The organism is Metabacillus mangrovi (assembly GCF_009711125.1).
Lineage (GTDB): Bacteria > Bacillota > Bacilli > Bacillales > Bacillaceae > Metabacillus_B > Metabacillus_B mangrovi.
The window spans coordinates 214,595-231,824 of sequence record NZ_WMIB01000001.1; the positions used below are offsets into that span (position 1 = coordinate 214,595).

23 protein-coding genes are annotated in these 17,230 nt (G+C 46.3%); 8 read left to right on the forward strand and 15 right to left on the reverse strand.

The annotated features are described in order from the left end of the window. Window positions 1-8: 8 nt before the first annotated feature. Window positions 9-749 carry an SDR family NAD(P)-dependent oxidoreductase gene (locus GKZ89_RS01155; protein WP_155110546.1) on the reverse strand — a complete coding sequence of 247 codons (741 nt, stop codon included), beginning with the start codon at window positions 747-749 and terminating at the stop codon, window positions 9-11. Between the two features lie 2 nt (window positions 750-751). Beyond that, a complete protein-coding gene (locus tag GKZ89_RS01160; protein ID WP_155110547.1) occupies window positions 752-1,066 on the reverse strand; it encodes a winged helix-turn-helix transcriptional regulator in 315 nt (104 codons plus the stop codon). A 152-nt stretch (window positions 1,067-1,218) separates the two neighbouring features. Between GKZ89_RS01160 and GKZ89_RS01165 the strand changes: the two genes are divergently transcribed. From GKZ89_RS01165 to GKZ89_RS01175, 3 genes are all read left to right on the forward strand, one after another. After that, entirely contained in the window at window positions 1,219-1,839 is a 621-nt protein-coding gene (locus GKZ89_RS01165; RefSeq protein ID WP_155110548.1) for a nitroreductase family protein, read from the forward strand. 125 nt (window positions 1,840-1,964) lie between these two features. Then, entirely contained in the window at window positions 1,965-3,251 is a 1,287-nt protein-coding gene (locus tag GKZ89_RS01170; protein WP_155110549.1) for a GntP family permease, read from the forward strand. A gap of 79 nt (window positions 3,252-3,330) precedes the next feature. Continuing rightward, on the forward strand, window positions 3,331-4,107 hold the full coding sequence (locus GKZ89_RS01175) for a 3-hydroxybutyrate dehydrogenase (RefSeq protein WP_155110550.1): 777 nt from the start codon (window positions 3,331-3,333) through the stop codon (window positions 4,105-4,107). Window positions 4,108-4,134: 27 nt separating this feature from the next. On the opposite strand, the gene GKZ89_RS01180 is transcribed toward GKZ89_RS01175, so the two are convergent. From GKZ89_RS01180 to GKZ89_RS01200, 5 genes are all read right to left on the reverse strand, one after another. Next, the gene (locus GKZ89_RS01180; RefSeq protein WP_155110551.1) at window positions 4,135-4,296 is read right to left on the reverse strand and encodes a hypothetical protein; all 162 of its coding nucleotides are present in this window, start codon (window positions 4,294-4,296) and stop codon (window positions 4,135-4,137) included. After that, the gene (locus GKZ89_RS01185; protein WP_155110552.1) at window positions 4,268-5,506 is read right to left on the reverse strand and encodes a pyruvate kinase; all 1,239 of its coding nucleotides are present in this window, start codon (window positions 5,504-5,506) and stop codon (window positions 4,268-4,270) included. Before GKZ89_RS01185 ends, GKZ89_RS01180 begins: the two co-directional genes overlap by 29 nt. Window positions 5,507-5,686: 180 nt before the next feature. After that, window positions 5,687-6,301 (reverse strand): NAD(P)H:quinone oxidoreductase, encoded by a 615-nt coding sequence (gene wrbA, locus GKZ89_RS01190; protein WP_155110553.1) that lies wholly within the window; start codon window positions 6,299-6,301, stop codon window positions 5,687-5,689. A gap of 930 nt (window positions 6,302-7,231) precedes the next feature. Beyond that, window positions 7,232-7,891, reverse strand: coding sequence for a transcriptional regulator (locus GKZ89_RS01195; RefSeq protein WP_155110554.1), 660 nt, complete (start codon window positions 7,889-7,891; stop codon window positions 7,232-7,234). A gap of 98 nt (window positions 7,892-7,989) precedes the next feature. Continuing rightward, window positions 7,990-9,387 carry a S41 family peptidase gene (locus GKZ89_RS01200; protein WP_155110555.1) on the reverse strand — a complete coding sequence of 466 codons (1,398 nt, stop codon included), beginning with the start codon at window positions 9,385-9,387 and terminating at the stop codon, window positions 7,990-7,992. 177 nt (window positions 9,388-9,564) lie between these two features. Here GKZ89_RS01200 and GKZ89_RS01205 point away from each other — a divergent pair, with 177 nt between their 5' ends. The 3 genes from GKZ89_RS01205 to GKZ89_RS01215 all read left to right on the forward strand — a co-directional run bounded on the left by GKZ89_RS01205 (window position 9,565) and on the right by GKZ89_RS01215 (window position 10,931). Beyond that, window positions 9,565-9,837 carry a hypothetical protein gene (locus tag GKZ89_RS01205; RefSeq protein WP_155110556.1) on the forward strand — a complete coding sequence of 91 codons (273 nt, stop codon included), beginning with the start codon at window positions 9,565-9,567 and terminating at the stop codon, window positions 9,835-9,837. A 53-nt stretch (window positions 9,838-9,890) separates the two neighbouring features. Next, on the forward strand, window positions 9,891-10,586 hold the full coding sequence (locus GKZ89_RS01210) for a class I SAM-dependent methyltransferase (RefSeq protein ID WP_162356336.1): 696 nt from the start codon (window positions 9,891-9,893) through the stop codon (window positions 10,584-10,586). Between the two features lie 81 nt (window positions 10,587-10,667). Further along, complete coding sequence (locus tag GKZ89_RS01215; protein WP_155110558.1) at window positions 10,668-10,931, forward strand: hypothetical protein; 264 nt, start codon at window positions 10,668-10,670, stop codon at window positions 10,929-10,931. A gap of 28 nt (window positions 10,932-10,959) precedes the next feature. Here the strand turns inward: GKZ89_RS01215 and mug are convergent, their stop codons facing one another. The 4 genes from mug to GKZ89_RS01235 form a co-directional block, all read right to left on the reverse strand. Next, the gene (gene mug / locus GKZ89_RS01220; protein ID WP_155110559.1) at window positions 10,960-11,472 is read right to left on the reverse strand and encodes a G/U mismatch-specific DNA glycosylase; all 513 of its coding nucleotides are present in this window, start codon (window positions 11,470-11,472) and stop codon (window positions 10,960-10,962) included. An 11-nt stretch (window positions 11,473-11,483) separates the two neighbouring features. After that, entirely contained in the window at window positions 11,484-12,266 is a 783-nt protein-coding gene (locus GKZ89_RS01225) for a M15 family metallopeptidase (protein WP_155110560.1), read from the reverse strand. A gap of 174 nt (window positions 12,267-12,440) precedes the next feature. Then, the gene (gene deoD / locus GKZ89_RS01230; RefSeq protein ID WP_155110561.1) at window positions 12,441-13,145 is read right to left on the reverse strand and encodes a purine-nucleoside phosphorylase; all 705 of its coding nucleotides are present in this window, start codon (window positions 13,143-13,145) and stop codon (window positions 12,441-12,443) included. Between the two features lie 69 nt (window positions 13,146-13,214). After that, window positions 13,215-13,580 (reverse strand): hypothetical protein, encoded by a 366-nt coding sequence (locus GKZ89_RS01235; protein ID WP_155110562.1) that lies wholly within the window; start codon window positions 13,578-13,580, stop codon window positions 13,215-13,217. A gap of 32 nt (window positions 13,581-13,612) precedes the next feature. On the opposite strand from GKZ89_RS01235, the gene GKZ89_RS20955 reads away from it, so the two are divergent. After that, on the forward strand, window positions 13,613-13,756 hold the full coding sequence (locus GKZ89_RS20955; protein WP_164502872.1) for a hypothetical protein: 144 nt from the start codon (window positions 13,613-13,615) through the stop codon (window positions 13,754-13,756). A 45-nt stretch (window positions 13,757-13,801) separates the two neighbouring features. On the opposite strand, the gene GKZ89_RS01240 is transcribed toward GKZ89_RS20955, so the two are convergent. The 3 genes from GKZ89_RS01240 to GKZ89_RS01250 form a co-directional block, all read right to left on the reverse strand. After that, the gene (locus GKZ89_RS01240; protein WP_155110563.1) at window positions 13,802-14,116 is read right to left on the reverse strand and encodes a hypothetical protein; all 315 of its coding nucleotides are present in this window, start codon (window positions 14,114-14,116) and stop codon (window positions 13,802-13,804) included. 71 nt (window positions 14,117-14,187) lie between these two features. Further along, the gene (locus tag GKZ89_RS01245; protein WP_162356339.1) at window positions 14,188-14,790 is read right to left on the reverse strand and encodes a phosphatase PAP2 family protein; all 603 of its coding nucleotides are present in this window, start codon (window positions 14,788-14,790) and stop codon (window positions 14,188-14,190) included. Between the two features lie 123 nt (window positions 14,791-14,913). Next, window positions 14,914-15,684 carry a sporulation protein gene (locus GKZ89_RS01250; protein ID WP_155110565.1) on the reverse strand — a complete coding sequence of 257 codons (771 nt, stop codon included), beginning with the start codon at window positions 15,682-15,684 and terminating at the stop codon, window positions 14,914-14,916. A 150-nt stretch (window positions 15,685-15,834) separates the two neighbouring features. Between GKZ89_RS01250 and GKZ89_RS01255 the strand changes: the two genes are divergently transcribed. Further along, window positions 15,835-16,911 (forward strand): DUF2515 family protein, encoded by a 1,077-nt coding sequence (locus GKZ89_RS01255; RefSeq protein WP_155110566.1) that lies wholly within the window; start codon window positions 15,835-15,837, stop codon window positions 16,909-16,911. Here the strand turns inward: GKZ89_RS01255 and GKZ89_RS01260 are convergent. Next, complete coding sequence (locus tag GKZ89_RS01260) at window positions 16,908-17,099, reverse strand: YozD family protein (RefSeq protein ID WP_155110567.1); 192 nt, start codon at window positions 17,097-17,099, stop codon at window positions 16,908-16,910. The two genes, GKZ89_RS01255 and GKZ89_RS01260, sit on opposite strands and share 4 nt — an antisense overlap. Between the last annotated feature and the right edge of the window lie 131 nt (window positions 17,100-17,230).

The following is a 17,230-nucleotide window of genomic DNA, read 5'->3' on the forward strand; positions in this document are numbered from 1 at the left end:
GAACCTCCTCAGTGTTCGTAAATCATTTTACGCGTCATTCCGCCATCGATGACGAGATTGGCTCCGTTCACAAAGCTGTTGGCGGATTGGGTCAGATAAAGACATGCTCCTGCGATATCGGATGGTTCCCCGACTCTTCCTGAAAAATGCTGGACATGATCTTTTTCCCTCAGCTCGTCCATTTTCCCGGTATGGATCCACCCTGGAGAGATGGCGTTTACCGTTATGGAATAATCAGCAAAAGAAGCAGCCAAAGCGTGCGTCAAAGCAACGATCCCGCCTTTTGAAGCAGCATAAGCCTCAGACCCGGGCTCTGACATCCCCGCTCTTGTCGATGCGATATTGACGATGGACCCGCCTGTTCCGTCCTTCATATGCCTGGCAGCCTCTCTCGAAAACAGAAATACACTTCTTAAATTGATGGATAGAACATCATCCCATTCCTGGACATCCAGTTCGAACGGATCTTTAAAAGCAGTCACCCCGGCATTGTTGATCAGAATATCCACACTGCCAAAAGTCCGGACTGCTTCTTCTACGCAGTTTTTGATATCTTCCGGATTCCTGACATCGGTTTTTAAAAACAATACCCGGTCGTTTTGCTCCAGCAATTCTGCTTCCAGCTCTTTTCCCTGTTCCGCGTCTTTATCCGCAAGCACTACACTGTACCCTTCCCTGCAGTAGGCAGTCGCGATTCCTTTGCCGATCCCATTTGAAGCTCCAGTTATGATTACCGTTTTGGCATCCATTTTTATTCCTCCCCGCAATAGCGATTGCCCCATTTTTGGACTTCCTTCATGACACTCTCTAAAGCCTTACCCTTTTCCGTCAAAGAATAAATCACCTTTATCGGTGTTTCGGGATACACAGAGCGTTCAAGCATCCCGGAGGCTTCCAGTTCTTTCAAACGTTCAGCCAGCATCTTTTGACTGATCCCGGGGATAATTTCTGATAGTTCCTTAAATCGCTTGGGCCCATCCATGAGAACGTGGATCAGCATTCCATTCCATCGTTTTCCAAGCAGATTAAAAGCCGTATGAATGTGAGGACAATGCAGGAATTCCATAACATCTCCACCTTTTCAATCCCGATTGTTGACAATTGTTTGAACAAAGATTTATGATAGACAGCGTTCGACACACTTACGAATAGTGAGTGTGTTACTTTTCGTCTATTATATACGACAAACCAATCATTTACAAAAAGGAGGCACTAATCATGACAACTTCAGCGTCCGATCTCTTAAAACTGATGGAGGAACGCACGTCCATTCGTCATTACGACAGTACTGCAGATCTATCCAAAGAGGATCTCTCGCAAATACTGGAAACAGCGATTAAAGCTCCGACGGCCTGGAACCTTCAACACTGGAAATTCATGGTTTTCCACAGCGATTCTTCTAAAGAAAGACTTCTCCCAATCGCTTACAACCAGAATCAAATTGTAGAAGCTTCTGCTGTTATTGCCGTACTGGGTGATCTAGAAGCGGATAAAAACACAGATTCCGTCTATGGACCGCTCGTGGAAGCAGGGCATATGTCCAAAGAGATTAAAGAAACACTTGCCGGACAAATCCATGGTGCCTATACAAATCCTGTATATGCCCGTGATGCGGCATTCAGCAACGCTTCCCTTGGCGCGATGCAGCTGATGCTTGCGGCAAAAGCAAAAGGCTTTGACACATGCGCGATCGGCGGATTTAACGGCCAGGAATTCATGAAAGAATTCCAAGTATCCGAGCGCTTTGTACCCGTTATGCTCATTTCAGTTGGAAAAGCAGCCAAGCCCGCTCACAAAAGTGCAAGGTTTTCTCTGGACCAAGCGACAGAATGGCTTTAAGTATAAAGCGGGAGCATTCCCGCTTTTTCCTGTTCCGTGTTTTATCACCGCAATAATTTTTCTATACTTTTACCTGCTTTGAGGAATAGTAAAAGCAATTAAATGTACACCAAGGAGCGTTCCCTATGTTCAGTATTATTCTGGGCCTGGTCCTTTTAATGGTGCTGGCCTATTTTGGCTGGTCCATTATCTGGATCGCCCCGCTAATTTCTTTAATCGTTGCAGCTTTTTCTGGTCTTGACCTGCTTCCTGCCTATACGGAAACGTATATGGAAGGCTTTGTAGGCTTCGCAAAAAAATGGTTTCCTGTCTTCCTGCTCGGTGCCATTTTCGGTAAATTAATGGAAGAAACCGGAATGGCACAGGCTGTAGCCTATAAAATCACAGACTTTATCGGCAAAAAGCGTGCGATATTGGGTGTTTTAATCGGTGCTGCTGTCCTGACCTACGGCGGTGTCAGCCTCTTCGTTGTGGTATTTGCCCTTTATCCTTTAACCATCGCACTGTTTAAAGCGGCTGATTTGCCAAGAAAGCTGATTCCCGCAACGCTTGTGCTCGGTGCTTTCACGTTTACGATGACGGCACTTCCGGGAACACCACAAATACAAAACATCATTCCGACGGAGTATTTTAAAACGACTCCTCTTGCTGGGCCAGTAACTGGAATCGTTTCCGGATTAATCATGGCGGTCGGCGGATATTTATACCTTGCCTGGAGGGGAAGAAAGCTGCAGGCAAAAGGAGAAGGTTTTACAGCACCAAAAGGCGGGAGCGAAGTAAAGGAAATCGATGCAAACAGTTTGCCGAATCCTTATCTGTCCATCGTTCCCCTGCTCGCGGTCGTCGTTTCATTAAACTTCCTGAAGCTTGACATCCTTCCATCCCTTCTAATTGGGATCGCGGTCATTATGGTGCTGAGTTTGAAGAAATTCAAAATGTTCATCAGTGCGATCAACGGTGGAGCAAGCGGCTCAGTCATGGCAGTCATCAATACGTCTGCTGCTGTAGGATTCGGAGCTGTCGTAACCGCCGTTCCAAGTTTTGCAGGGATCACAGACTCCATAATGGGTCTTGGCGGAAACCCGCTCATCTCAGAAGCAGCTGCAGTTCAGCTGCTCGCAAGCATCACCGGTTCCGCATCCGGCGGAATGGGAATCGCCCTGCAGGCTTTGGGTGATCAGTACTACCAGCTTTCACAATCATCCGGGATAGCTCCGGAAGCCTTTCACCGTATTGCAGCAGTTGCTTCGGGAGCTTCGATTCTTCCCCATAATGGGGCATTGCTCACACTGTTGACTGTTACAGGATTGAAGCATAAGGATTCATACGGCGATGTGGCAGTAGTCGGTTTGCTGATTCCCACCATTGCCCTTATCGTTGCAGTCTTACTTGCAGCGGCAGGCATTTACTAACGTAAAAAATTAGGGGACTAACCCGCTTATCCCTCTAATTTTATATAAAATTGTATTTCTGAAAGGAGAAACATTACTCATGGTAGAAAATAAAGTCGTATTCATTACAGGTGCAGCACAAGGTATCGGTTATGAAATCGGAGAAAAGTTTGCTCAGGAAGGGGCAAAAGTCGTTCTGACTGACCTGAATGAAGAAGGTGTCAAAGCAGCAGCAGAAAAACTGGCCCAGGGCGGAAATGAAACGCTTGGTCTGAAATGTGACGTAACAAATGAAGATGAATTAAAAAAAGCGATCGATGATTCAATCGCCCACTTTGGCGGCATCGATATTTTAATCAATAATGCAGGGATGCAGCACGTTTCACCGATTGAAGAGTTCTCCACTCAACGCTATGAACTGCTTGTGAAAATCATGCTGACCGCACCATTCATGGCCATCAAGCATGTTTTCCCGCATATGAAGGAAAAAGGATTCGGACGCATTATCAACATGTCCTCCATCAATGGCCTGATCGGATTTGCGGGTAAAGCTGCTTACAATAGTGCTAAGCACGGAGTAATCGGCCTGTCCAAAGTTGCCGCTCTTGAAGGAGCAGAACACGGGATTACCGTTAATGCCCTCTGCCCGGGATATGTAGACACTCCCCTTGTACGCGGACAGATGCAGGACTTGGCTAAAACCCGCAACGTGCCTTTGGAAAAAGTGCTGGAAGAGGTCATCTATCCACTCGTTCCCCAAAAGCGCCTGCTGACTGTTGAGGAAATCGCAGATTACGCGATCTTCCTTTCAAGTGATAAAGCACGCGGTGTTACAGGTCAAGCAGTCGTTCTCGACGGCGGATACACTGCACAATAAATGAAAAAATCAAAACCCCGGTCAGCTTTAGAAGCTGCCGGGGTTTTTTTGAAAATGACGGATTGCAAGCGTGAAAAATACAATCCGGTCCTGCCTGACATCTATACCGCACGCTTCGAATGAGCTGCTTACTGCCATTGCCCCCATCTGCCCGATCCATTCAGTTCTTGTCTGATAGATCCTGTTCAAAAAACGCCAGCTGATTTTTCCGGTCCGCCCCCGCTTCCTTCAGCATGCGGACAGCTTCTTTTATAAAAGGACCTTTATTCAGCATCGTACACGCCGTTTTCTGCGAAAAATACACATCAGTCATTTCGGGTCTTGAAGGCATTCCGGTTTTGGCAAGACTATTCAGCACCTCAGTCGCATATATCAGCGGAGTCTGTGAATGATGGCAGATCTCCATGATGTCGTTTTGGAGCCTTCCAAGCTTTTCAAATCCGGTTTCCGCCGCTAAATCTCCCCGAGCCAGCATAATCCCGAATCCCGGATTTTTCAGCCCCTCTGCAATAATGGAGGGCATATTTTTGACCGCATACTCCGTCTCGATTTTGGCAGCTATCGGCAAGATCCGCCCTGCCTTCTCGATCATTAAATTTTTCAAGGTGATCAAGTCTTCCTTGCTGTGTGCAAACGAGAGGCCGACCAGATCTGCTGACCGGAAAATAAACCCGCTCTCCCGGATATCCGTCTCAGACAAGGGCGGAAGCGTAAGGAACGGCAAAGAATCCGGCAGATTGATCCCATCATGGACTTTAATCCATAAGCTCTTCTTATACCGATGTGCCACTTTCGCTTCAATAAACCCTTTTCCCGTATTAAGGATTGTGCCGGCTATCTTTCCATCATTGATAAGGAGCCGGTCTCCCTTTTTGGCATTCAGGAATGCCTTCGGGGCAGTAACCGTAAAATGAGCGGCTTCCATCCCCTCTTTTTTATGGGCAATCTTGATGGTCTCCCCGTTTTTAAGCTTTATCCGTCCTGCACTTTCAGGAAGAGATTGAAAGCGGATTTTAGGACCGCTTAAATCCATGTAAATTTTACAGTCAATGCCCGTCATCTTTCTCGCTTCTTCAATTTTATTTATTATGCTGCTCCATTCAGGTGCATGATCATGTCCGCAATTGACCCTGGCGATCGACATGCCCTCTTTTAACAGGCCGGCAAGATCTGCTGCGCTCAGCATCTTATCCATCGTGACCATCACACAATGTTCCCTGGTCTGAAACAGCGCCTCTTTCCGGTTGTTATAGATCCTGCTGCTCTCATCCTCGTTTAAAAGGATGCCCGTGTCAGGAACAGCCGCCACTTCAAATCTGGATTTTTTTCTGCGCTGCAAATAGTGTTTCATGGATTGAAGGCTATAAGACCGGTCTGCTAATTGCTTTTTTTCAGTCACTGCTGCTCACCCCGACAAAGCTTTATCAACTTATTGTATGCGATGCTGACAGGGAAATGAAAAAGAGGCCATTTTGGCCCCTTTTTGATTAGTGAAGAACAGTTAGTTTATAGACCCGCTTTCTTCAAAGCAGCATCCGGCAGACTGGACTTCTTTTCTATGGATTTATTTATGAATGGCTTATTGAAGCCCCGTTTTCACAGCACCTGCAATCGCCACTGTACGTTTTGCCTGACTTTTAACAGCCTCTTCTACATTTTCCTGCATCTGTCCATCCTGGTTAACGGTCACACTGTTTCCATAAGGATTTCCACCTGAAGTGAAAGCGGATTGATCTGTGTAGCCGGGAGCTGCTACAATCGCACCCCAGTGATACATCGTTGCATACAAGCTTAAAATGGTCTGCTCCTGTCCTCCGTGAGGATTACTTGCAGACGCCATGGCACTTACCACTTTGTTTGCAAGCTTGCCTTGAAACCATAAACCACCCGTCGTATCCAGAAACTGTTTCAACTGAGACGGTACATTCCCGAACCTTGTAGGGACACTGAAAATGATCGCATCCGCCCACTCCAAATCTGCAAGTGTCACTTCAGGTACCGTATCCTTCGTCTCCTCATAATGCTGCTTCCACGCTGGATTCGCCTCAATCGCCTCCATCGGTGCAAGCTCTTTCACCCTTAAAACCTTCACATTGGAACCAGTTGCCTTCGCTCCCTCTTCCGCCCACTTCGCAAGCTTGTAATTGGTTCCGGTAGAACTGTAATAAATGATCGCGGTGTTCACATTAGACATAACCATCTCTCCCTTAAAATAAGTTTTGGCCTAACTGCTTCAGAGTCAAATATCTCAGTTTCAAATTAAGTATAGAGCGTCTGGAATTGTTTCGTCAAACGATATCCTGTTTTGGTGGAAGACGGGGTATTTTTTGGTGTGCTGGGGATGGGGTGGTTAGGGTGGATTTGGTGGCGGATAATCCGTGAAAGGCAGGTTGGAGGACAATTAGCGGCTCTGGGAGACCGTCAATCCGGAAAAAGGCCGTTTAGAGCACAAATAGCGGCTCTGGAGACCGGACTTTTCTCCATCGGTCTCCAGAGACGCTATTTTAGCCGATTCATCGGATTTTGAAGGCTTTCGGTCTCAGCGGCAGCTATTTTACCTGAAAACAGGAATTTTTGTCCCTTTCACACCAAATAATGGCCCTGGAGACCGTTAAACCGAAAAAAGGCCGTTTAGAGCACAAATAGCGGCTCTGGAGACCGAACTTTTCTCGATCGGTCTCAGGAGACGCTATTTTAGCCGAATCATCGAATTTCAAAAGCTTTCGGTCTCAGCGGCAGCTATTTTCCCTGAAAACAAGAATTTTTGCTCCTTCCAGACCAAATAACGGCCCTGAAGACCGGTAATCCGAAAAAAGGCGGTTTGGTGCAAAAATAACGGCTCTGGAGACCGAACTTTTCTCGATCGGTCTCAGCGGCAGCTATTCTCCCTGAAAACAGGAGTTTTTGTCCCTCTCCGACCAAATAACGGCCCTGGAGACCGGTAATCCAAAAAAAGGCGGTTTGGAGCAAAAATAACGGCTCTGGAGACCGACCTTTTCTCTATCGGTCTCAGGAGACGCTATTTTTGCCGAATCATCGAATCTCGTTAGATTTAAGTGTCAAAGGTTAATCCTCCATTAATAAAACATCAAAAAAATCCAGCACCGGAAATCAGGGATTTGATTTAAAATTGGGAATTCGTCAGTTTGTACGTTCGGGCTCTTGCGGTACCGCTTGCAATGAGGAGTTTCCCTACAGCTGTCAGTTTTTGAAGTAGTTTTCTAGCATGCCGGTTACTGATTTGCAGATGGGCTTCAACTTCCCCTGGTGCAAACGGGCGGAGTTTCCGGCTTGCGTAGCGGAGGATTTCTGTCTCGAGCCAGTTTAGGTGACCGGCTGCAGGCTGGATGGAGCTGTATTTGCCGATTAAGGCGAGGATGAGCTGCTGGCATTTCTTAGGTTCGTCGCGGATGGAGAGGTAGGCGATGGGCAGGATGGTCCAGCCGTCAAGGGCGAGAAATGAGTGGCGCCAGCAAAGGTCTTTGAATCGCCCGGTGTCCAGATCCCGTGCATGCGGTCCGTATCCCTGGATCTCGATGCAGACTTTTCCGCTGTCTGGCAGGTAGGCAAGGTCAAGGTAACGGCAGCCATTCGCGAAATCTCTCACTTCCCACTCCGGTGAAAGATAGTTAAAGTGGCCGGCCACAGGAAACCAGACTTTGCGGAGGAATTCGACTGTCCCATGACCGAGCCCGTTTTTAAGCATTTCTGCTCTTCTTGGGTTCTGTTCTTCTGAACTGATTTTTTCTATCCATTCATTGTATCGGCTTTGAAAATCTGCCATTCAGCACCTTCCTTTATGTTCCCTGATCCCCGGTGCCTCTCCCAGTATAATCCAACCATTAAAAAAAGGACAGGCAACGGCCTGTCCTTTTTTGCGGATTATTGATTTTTAATGCTCTCCACAGCTTCCTTCAGCTGGGTATCGTTCTTTTTAATTTTTTCCTGCAGGTCGGTCATCATGCTTACGGCTGTTTTTTCATCGATGGTGCCGGTTTGCTTGATGCCGCTGTCCGTTTGATACTTTTCAACGGCTTTCCTGGTTCCTTCTTCGAAAACACCGTTTTCAGCTGTTTTATAGCCGAGCGCATTCAGGAAGCTTTGGGCGGTTTTTACTTCCTTGGATGCATCCCCCACTTTGAGTGTTTTGGAGGAGTTAAGGAACGGGAGCTCAGAGTATGCCGGGAGTGAAACCTTTTTACTCGGCTGAATTCCTTTTTTATGGACCCATTCTCCGCTTGGTGTGAGCCATTTGGCAATGGTGAATTTTACGGATGAACCGTCTTTATAATTCTCCTGGGTTTGAATGGTCCCTTTTCCGAAGGTCTTTTCACCGATCAGCGGGATTCCTGCTGACTCGTTCAGGGCAGCTGCCATGATTTCACCTGCGCTTGCTGTCCCTTCATCGATGATGACAGATGCAGGGATTGTGACCGGGTTATCGTTCCGTGATGCAGAAACTTCTTTAGAGCCATCCTTATCTTCCACCTGAAGGATATTTTTCCCCTCCGGTATGAACAGTTCGCTCATTTGGATTGCCTTGTCCATCAGGCCGCCGGGATTTTGGCGGAGGTCAAGAACGATTCCCTTTGCCCCTTTTTCCTGCAGCTCGTTCACTGCTTCTGCGAAATCAGCAGCCGTGTTTTCCGAGAAGGTGGTCACTTGAATTTTCCCGATGTCATCTTCCATCATTTCGGAATAAACTGTTTCGATCGGGATTTCATCTCTTACGATGGAAAATTCGAGTTCCTGCGAACCGCCGCGGCTGATGCCCAGTTTAACGGAGGTCCCTTTTTCCCCGCGGATCAGCGATACGGTGTCATTTACAGATTTCCCCTTCACATCTTTTCCGTCCACTTTTACAATTTGGTCCTTCGGTTTAAGTCCCGCTTTTTCTGCAGGGGAACCTTTGATCGGCGAGACAATTGTCACCTGTCCGTTCACTTCCTGCAATTCGGCACCGATGCCTTCAAAAGAGGAGGAAATGGTTTCGTTGAAGCCTTTTGAATCCTCAACGTTCATGTATGTGCTGTAAGGATCCTCCAGTGACTGAACCATTCCGCTGATGGCACCGTCAACAAGCTTCTCCTTCGACGTGTCCTGGTAGTATTTTTGTTCGAGCATAGTGTATGTATCATACAATTTGGAAAAATCCTCGTTTTCCGTGGAGCCGCCTGTTTCCCGGATGACAGTTTCCGGTTTGATCAGTGCAAGTGTAAGCCCTGAGCTGATTACGGCGGTAATCAGGATGATTAACCCCATTTTCATCATTTTGTTCAATTTTTCTCACCTCATTATTCATTTTATTATGTCGGAGCGGCGGGAAAACGTCAACTATTTCAAGTCCAGCAAGGTTTAAGGGGTCATAATTTTTTTAAATCTTTCGACAGGTTTCACAAGATTTCTTTGTAAATTTTGTGTAAATTTTATTACAAAGCTGCAAAGGGGGCCGACAGAATGGTGTTAGATCAATTTGTCATGAAGACAGACCGGGAGTTAATCCGTTTTTCGTTTGATTTGTTAAATGATATAGAAGATAAATTAAAAAGGAAGATTCTTTTTTATGAAAATCAAGTGAATTCCTATATACAGATGCGCGTTGACTGGTACATCCGCTCGCTTCCGGCCGCCGCTTCGACCAAAACCGTTTGCCGGTCGGAAGTATGTGCTCTCATCCAATTCAGGCTAAAAAAAATACTGGAGAATTATTCATTGTTTACATGCTATTAAGGCAAATGCCTCTTTCTTTGCATATGGTAAAGGAAAAAAGGGGTGGAGCGCAAATGTCTGATTATCTTGATATGCTATCCGTTCTGGGAATTGCCGGGGCACATCCAGGCGGATTACAGCTGACCAAACAGCTCATGGATGAATGGGATCTTCCTTTTCCTGCGAGAATTCTCGATGCAGGGTGCGGCACAGGACAGACGCTGCATTATCTTTCACAGCTCGGACACCAGCCTGAGGGTGTGGATGCAGATCCGAGGATGGTCAATAAAGCGAGAAACCGGCTACAGTCCGCTGTTCCTGTATCAGTGGGTCTGATTGAGAACCTGCCCGCTAAAAACAACCAGTTTGATGCGGTTTTATGTGAATCGGTCCTGTCCTTCTCCAGGACAGAAAGTGCTCTTAAGGAAATATGGAGGGTGCTTAAGGATGGAGGCCGGCTGGCAGCGGCTGAAATGACGCTGGAAAACGCGCTGCCGGAGGAGGATGAAAAAGAAATCGCCGGGTTCTATAAATTTACCGGACTTCTTACTGAAAAAGAATGGATCGCTGCAATAGAAGCTGCTGGTTTCCATGATGTCCGTTTCATGCAGCATGATCGGGGGCTGCTCGATCAAAATCAGCCTGATCACGAGCTCGATATGGACGAAAACATACCGCCTGAAATCTTTGAAGTGCTTGACACACACCGGCACATCCTCCAGAAATACAAAAAGGCTTTGGGATTCAGACTATATCTTGCTGAAAAGTAGTGCAGCCGGGATATTCGTACAAACTGTTCTCCTTCCACTATCATAAAGTACAGGGTAATGATAAATTGGAGGGATCAAAGCATGAGCCAGAATTATTATAATATGTGCTGCCGCTACAGAGGACAGAACGTTCGGATCAATGACAAGTTCGGAAACGTGCACTCCGGCAAAATCGTTAATGTTACACGGAGCCGGGTATTTATCCAGCCGAACGGCCCCCGGCCGGCAGGATCATTTGGGATGGGATTCTATAGAGGATACGGACCATACTCTTACTATCCTGCCTATGGAATTGGATTAGGGTTCATCACTGGTCTGGCAATTGGCGGCTTATTGTTCTGGTAAGGTGCCAACATAAAAAGGGACTGCTGGTTCAGTCCCTTTTTTCTATGGCCGCAGCCAGGATTTGATAAATGGAAACCATCTCGTCCAATTTTATGCGGACGAGCCCGCTGGATGAAGGTGCGGCGAATTCCTGTACATCTTTATAAAGGCGTTTGTCCTGAAATCCCCAAGGCGCTTTTTTCTGCCCCCTGTATTGCAAGTATACACCCTTTCCCACAAAACAGACTGCTTTTGGCCTGTACGTGCCGATCTTCTCAATCAGCTCATCCCTGCCTTCCGCATACTCTTCTTTCGTAATTTCTGCTGCGTCCTTAGTCGGTCTGTGAACGATGTTAGTGAATCCGTAGCCCTTGCTGAGCAGCGACCGGTCTTCCTCCGGTCTGTACAGCCTGTCTGTTAATCCTGACAGAAAGAGGATTTTCCAGAAACGGTTCGTCGGATTCGCATAATGATGACCCGTCCTGCCGGATTGGATGCTTGGGTTAAAACCCGTAAACAGGATGGACAGGCCCGGTTTGATGAGATCCATCTCCCTTTCCATTCCATCACCTTCTATATTTTCTTCGCCTGTTCAAAAAACTCCTCCAGGGTTAGATCATGTTTATTTAGGATCGCGGCTGTTTTTTTCCCCACGTACCTTAAATGCCAAGGCTCATACATAAATTCGGTAACCTCTGTTTTATCATTTTCATATCGGACGATGAACCCGTATTTGTGGGCATTTTTTTTGATCCATTTACCCTCAGGGACCTCTCCGAACTTTTCTGTGATCTCAAGGTTTACGCTTCTGCTGGAGATATCCATGGCGAGACCCGTCTGATGCTCGCTTTGACCTGGCAAAGCAACTGCCTGTTCTGCTTTTTTTTCCCCTTTTGCGGCAATTTCCTGATTTAAGATATTCCCTTGCCTGTCATAGGAACGGAAACCGGATACCGCAAAAAGCTCAATTCCGCTTTTCTTAGCCCCGCTGAACAGACTTTCCAGAGCGGCGGCTGCTTCTTTGCGGATGTATTTTTGGGGTACATCGGCGTCTCCAAAGGAAAATGGAACATTTGGAACGACCAGATCCGCCGGCTTATAATCGACCGGAAGCGTGAAGTCTTTGTTCACTAGAACGAGGATGTTTTCAGGGTTTGTTATAACCTGGCTGCTTCCTGCCGTTTCAATTGTGTTAAAATATTTCCCTTTTAGTTCAAAGTCATCGGGAGTTTTCGTTTGTGTTTGATTTTTAGTATGCTGCGCCTGCTCTGTCTGCGTTTTTTCTTCCGGTGAAAACGTGCAAGCACTGGAATACAAAAACAGCGGTACAATGGCACAGATCAGCTTCTTCTTCATTTGTTACGACCACCTAAATCGTTAAGTTTCTTTTTGTAAGCAGTGTTTATTGTACCATTATCGCCACAAAATCCAAAAACTATATTTTACAATTTTCGACTTATTCCGCCATCCAAAATTCCTGTATTAAAAAAAATCCGGGAATGCTCCTGCAAGCATTTCCGGATTTCAGCATTACTTTTGAATAGCAGCCTCCAGTGCCACTTCGATCATTTCATTGAAAGTCGTTTGCCGTTCTTCTGCAGTCGTTTCTTCTCCTGTCAGAATGTGATCGCTGACCGTAAGAACAGACAATGCTTTCCGGCCAAATTTGGCAGCGAGTGTGTAAAGTGCGGATGATTCCATTTCGACAGCCAGCATCCCATACCGTGCCCACTTCTCCCAATCCGCGTTTTCATTATAAAACTGGTCCGCTGTAAAGACGTTGCCGGCTTTCAGCTTCAGACCTTTTGCTGTTCCTGCTTCATAAGCTTTTCTCAATAAATCGAAGTCTGCAGTAGGTGCATAATCGATACCGCCAAAGGTCATTCTGTTCATTTGTGAATCGGTGGATGCGCTCATAGCGAGGATGACATCTCTGACGTTTACATCCTTTTGGATGGCACCGCACGTTCCGACGCGGATGAGCTGCTGCACATTGTAGCTCTGCATCAGTTCATGCACATAGATGGAAATAGAAGGGACACCCATTCCGGTTCCCTGAACAGAAATCTTTTCTCCCTTATAGGTGCCTGTGAACCCGAGCATTCCACGGACCTCATTGTAGCATTCAGCGTTCTCCAAAAACGTTTCTGCTATATATTTTGCTCTGAGCGGATCGCCGGGCAGCAAAATCGTTTCAGCAATCTGTCCTTCTTTAGCTCCAATATGTACGCTCATGTACAAACCTCCTGATGCTTCATTTTCAGCACATGGTGCCGTACACTTATTTTACTGTTATTGTACGCACTATGGAAGCTGTTTTCGGGAAAGATACTTCGGTTTAATGACAAGCAGGTTCCCTCTGACATCATACTTTTTCAGGCTCTTAACATATTTGGCAAACATCCAGGCTGCGAGCAGATAAAACGGAAAGTAAAGGAGCGAAACGTTGATCATTTCAAAGAAATACATGGAGAAGCCGTTAAATTCATGAAACTTACTGTAGAAGACAATATCGGAGAAGCTAATGAGCAAACTAACGAAGTACAGGTTCAGCAGATGAAAAAGCACCTGGCTTTTTCCTTTGTAAAAAAGCTTTTCCAGCTCTTTTTTGACGAGCAGCGCGGAAACGGTTGAAATGATCCCCAGTACACAAATGATGAAAAAAAGCATTACCAAATCCCCTTTGTTTGGAGGTAGTCTAAATGGGCAAGAAACACCGAAACCGGGTCAATGCACCTAAGAAAAACAACCATATCCCTCCATCTGCGATTGAAGCGGAACAGGAAGCACATGGAAAGGAACAGAGCGCCGGGAAAAGGAAAAACAGTCCGGGCAGTCATTTATAATGTGTACAAGCAGCGAAAGAACCATTCGCTGCTTGCTCTAAAAATCTATCGAACGTGAATCCGGCTGATTTTTTTCCAGCCCCCGGAATGAAGCCTGTAATAGGCAAGCTCTTTATGTTCTTCGCTGACAGAAACGATATCCCCTGTCCGGATGAACCGTGCACTGCAGTTTTCTGGAAAGGTGTCCTGTACGCTGAACATCCTGAACGTTTTTTCCAGGACAGAATAATGATCCTTCGCTTCAAGCTGAAGGGTACAGACCGGCTTATACCCTTTCATTTCTCGGAACTCCGGGCTTTGAAAAACGGTTACTTCCATCATGCGCAGTTTTTTCTTCATTAATACCATCTGCTGTCTCATCTTGATCCCCTCCGCATTCTTTTATCTACATATTTGCTCTTACGGGGGCAAAGTCCTTCTTCTAAAAACAGCTATTTTTGTCGGATGGCTGTATAAATGTTCTTGCACACGAAAAACCAGATCAATCCTGCACAGATCCCTGCACTGATATCACTTAGATAATGGACTCCGATATATACTCTGCTAAAGGAAATGCTCACAATGAAATAGGCCATCACTGAGTAGATCAGCGGTTTATGCTGAGGATAATAGCGGGCGGTCAGAAAACCGGCAAATGTGAAAAATGCAGCGGAGTTCATCGCGTGTCCGCTAGGAAAGCTGTAAGTGGTCTCCTTAAGAAGAGGATCATAAGAAGGTCTTTCCCGGTCAAATCCATTTTTCAGCAGCCAGTTGAAAAGCCTGGATCCTGCAAAGCAGATAAACAAAAATACGGCTTCAGGCGCAAGTTTCCGGTATGCCATGACAACAGCTGCCCCGAGCAGGAGCGGAAAGATCGTTTTTCCTGAACCAAGCTCTGTAAAAAAGATAAAATAATCGTTTAAAAATGAAGTCCTGTTATTTTCAAAAAATAAAACAATGGCTCCATCAAATGGAGTGAACCAATCCTCGCTGTAAATCACGGCCAGGATGCAGAATATGGCCAGCAGCAGCAGAACTTTCCGTATGTCTTTCATAAGCGGGCGACCTTTCTTAAAGCGGTATGCTCCTACGATACCCATTTTAAGTCGACTCTAAAACGGTCAATGAGCCCCCGATTCAAGAAAAAAAACCGGACCGCAATGGCCCGGAAGCAATAATCAGCTGTATCGCTGGATGATCTGCTGCAGCTGTGCTTTTAGCTGAGGGAGATCTCTGTCTGTGATGGAGAGACGGACTGCTGTTTCATCCATTTCAAGCATTTCTGAAAACAAACCGGAGAACCCTTTCGCTTTTCGGTCAATTTCCATCACGAGCTCTGCCCGGTCTTTTCGTATATTAGTAAAAACGATTTCCAGTTCATCAAGCTTTCCTCTGAATGGCCCTTCATAAGGATAGAATTCGAATTCCTGTACAAATGGCAGCCTTTTGCTTAGTGTAGCCGGAGCGGCCTCATTTTCCGCTTTCCTCATCTGAAAACCAAGTTCGCCTAGGGCATTGAACAGTTCCTGCTGCAGCCTGCCGGGATGGACATGAATCGCATCCTGATCGCTCGGATCGACGGCGTTTTTAATATCCAGGCCCGTATGGATCCATACTTTTGACTGCCCGTATGTAACCGGCGTATCCTCCGGAAGAAGAAAGTTAAACGGAATCTCCTTGTGTTCGTTCGGCATGATAACAAACGGCTCATTGATTTTAATTTTTGCAATTTCAGCTTGCTGGGAGTATTTCTTATCGTCCGCCTCTTTTACATAAACGGTCATGACGGAGAGGTAAATCTCTGAAATTTCCTGTTCTGTTTTTCCTCCCGTTACACCTACAATCCCCTTTACTTCTTCCCCTGCCCTTACATTCACATCCAGCAGCCTGGTATCCGCTTTGGCTGATCCGATTCCCACGCTTGCGAAAACTTTATTAAAAAAAGACATGAATTACCCTCCATTACTCGTGATCAGGCCGTGTTTCAATCAGCCTGTAAAGTGCTTTTCGCCTATCTTATACGATGCAGGATGAACAGAAGTTTCAAGTTTATCATACATTATTTTATGGGTTTCAGCTGATATGACGGAGGTGATGGCATGACCAGACCGGAAAACAGCCTGGCCGCTGCCGAAATAGCGGAACTTTATGCTGAACTGAAGCATTTTTATACAGAGCCGCCTTCTCCGGTCATTACTTCCGCAGATGAACGGGCTCTTATTCAATCAATCCGGGGAAGAACTTCTGAAAGGAACCGGACGAACCTTACACGCACTTCCGCTTACCTGGAGTTTCACTGTGCCTGTCCGGAAATTCACTGGGCTCTCCTCGCTCACCTTGTTTCCAGAAACGGCGGATACAGCATGACGGATCTTCACGCATCCCATATCGGCCCTTTGCTGAAAAAATCAGAAAAGGAAGAGCTTTTCAGGCTCCTGGAAACCATCAATGCCTCCATCTTTGCAGATGCCTATCCGCAGCTCCTTTTGTACGAAGAAAGCAAAAAACGGGGCAGAGATCTATCTTATCTCCTTCCCGCTTTCCGGGTTTCTTCATTTATGATTCCAATTTGGACCGCTTTTTTCAAAAGGGGAAACCGCGGTCTGCTAACCGCGGCTCTCATTACAAACGAACAATCCATGATCGAAGTGAACATGCTATCAGAACCGGAAACGATCCAGCCCCTGTTGAAGCCTAAATTTATTCTGCAGGAAAAGCTCGGGCTTACCTATGTGCTTTTTCCATATAAAAAAAGGAAAACACAAAAGAAGTTCAGTGTGACCGGTCTCTCCGTCTCAGGCTTTCAATCGCTTGATGAGCGGATACATACAGGGAAAAGACTGTATCATCTGCTGTACAGTAAACCTGCAGCCCACCAGTCTATTCTTTCATTCTGTAAGCAGCATGCCCATACCGGCTCAAGAGCCGATTATTGGCCGCACCTGTTTTCAACGGAAGAGAGCGCTGTAAAAGCTGTAAGTCCATATCTTGAAACCGTATGGCCTGAAAAGCAATGGATGAAGCCCGCTGCATCTGACTGGTACAAAAAACTGGGTTTCCCTGAAGGATTTGAAACACCTGAACGGGCTGTGCTGAAGGATTTAAGCCATGAAGCTCTCTCAAGCATCCTGTCTCTCGCTCCCCTGTCAGCACTCAGCAAAAAATGGAACCGCTAATCTTTCGGGGAGGGCTGTTCCTCATCCTTTTCTTCATCAATAATGCATTTCAGCAGCAGAAAATCAAACATAATATCCGCCAGTACTTCCGCTTCCTCTGCACCGGGGATGTAGCCCCTGCCGGCTAATTCTGCATAAAAAAACTCAGCCAATTCTTCGGTATCGATGATGACTTCCGCTTCCTTCATATGTCCCGCCCCCTTTTTATCTTTATATGAAGCAGAGAACAGGCATATGTCTTTTTTAGGAAAAGCTCTTTACTCCTTTTGGAGACAGCAAATTGTTGTCATCCTTGTCCGCCAGCTGTCATAGATTTTAT

Coding starts and splice junctions, on each gene's coding strand:
- GKZ89_RS01155 (WP_155110546.1), bottom strand. CDS start 749: ATGGATGCCAAAACGGTAATCATAACTGGAGCTTCAAATGGGATCGGC.
- GKZ89_RS01160 (WP_155110547.1), bottom strand. CDS start 1,066: ATGGAATTCCTGCATTGTCCTCACATTCATACGGCTTTTAATCTGCTT.
- GKZ89_RS01165 (WP_155110548.1), top strand. CDS start 1,219: ATGACAACTTCAGCGTCCGATCTCTTAAAACTGATGGAGGAACGCACG.
- GKZ89_RS01170 (WP_155110549.1), top strand. CDS start 1,965: ATGTTCAGTATTATTCTGGGCCTGGTCCTTTTAATGGTGCTGGCCTAT.
- GKZ89_RS01175 (WP_155110550.1), top strand. CDS start 3,331: ATGGTAGAAAATAAAGTCGTATTCATTACAGGTGCAGCACAAGGTATC.
- wrbA (WP_155110553.1), bottom strand. CDS start 6,301: ATGTCTAATGTGAACACCGCGATCATTTATTACAGTTCTACCGGAACC.
- GKZ89_RS01195 (WP_155110554.1), bottom strand. CDS start 7,891: ATGGCAGATTTTCAAAGCCGATACAATGAATGGATAGAAAAAATCAGT.
- GKZ89_RS01205 (WP_155110556.1), top strand. CDS start 9,565: ATGGTGTTAGATCAATTTGTCATGAAGACAGACCGGGAGTTAATCCGT.
- GKZ89_RS01210 (WP_162356336.1), top strand. CDS start 9,891: ATGTCTGATTATCTTGATATGCTATCCGTTCTGGGAATTGCCGGGGCA.
- GKZ89_RS01215 (WP_155110558.1), top strand. CDS start 10,668: ATGAGCCAGAATTATTATAATATGTGCTGCCGCTACAGAGGACAGAAC.
- mug (WP_155110559.1), bottom strand. CDS start 11,472: ATGGAAAGGGAGATGGATCTCATCAAACCGGGCCTGTCCATCCTGTTT.
- GKZ89_RS01225 (WP_155110560.1), bottom strand. CDS start 12,266: ATGAAGAAGAAGCTGATCTGTGCCATTGTACCGCTGTTTTTGTATTCC.
- deoD (WP_155110561.1), bottom strand. CDS start 13,145: ATGAGCGTACATATTGGAGCTAAAGAAGGACAGATTGCTGAAACGATT.
- GKZ89_RS01235 (WP_155110562.1), bottom strand. CDS start 13,580: ATGCTTTTTTTCATCATTTGTGTACTGGGGATCATTTCAACCGTTTCC.
- GKZ89_RS20955 (WP_164502872.1), top strand. CDS start 13,613: ATGGGCAAGAAACACCGAAACCGGGTCAATGCACCTAAGAAAAACAAC.
- GKZ89_RS01240 (WP_155110563.1), bottom strand. CDS start 14,116: ATGAGACAGCAGATGGTATTAATGAAGAAAAAACTGCGCATGATGGAA.
- GKZ89_RS01245 (WP_162356339.1), bottom strand. CDS start 14,790: ATGAAAGACATACGGAAAGTTCTGCTGCTGCTGGCCATATTCTGCATC.
- GKZ89_RS01250 (WP_155110565.1), bottom strand. CDS start 15,684: ATGTCTTTTTTTAATAAAGTTTTCGCAAGCGTGGGAATCGGATCAGCC.
- GKZ89_RS01255 (WP_155110566.1), top strand. CDS start 15,835: ATGACCAGACCGGAAAACAGCCTGGCCGCTGCCGAAATAGCGGAACTT.
- GKZ89_RS01260 (WP_155110567.1), bottom strand. CDS start 17,099: ATGAAGGAAGCGGAAGTCATCATCGATACCGAAGAATTGGCTGAGTTT.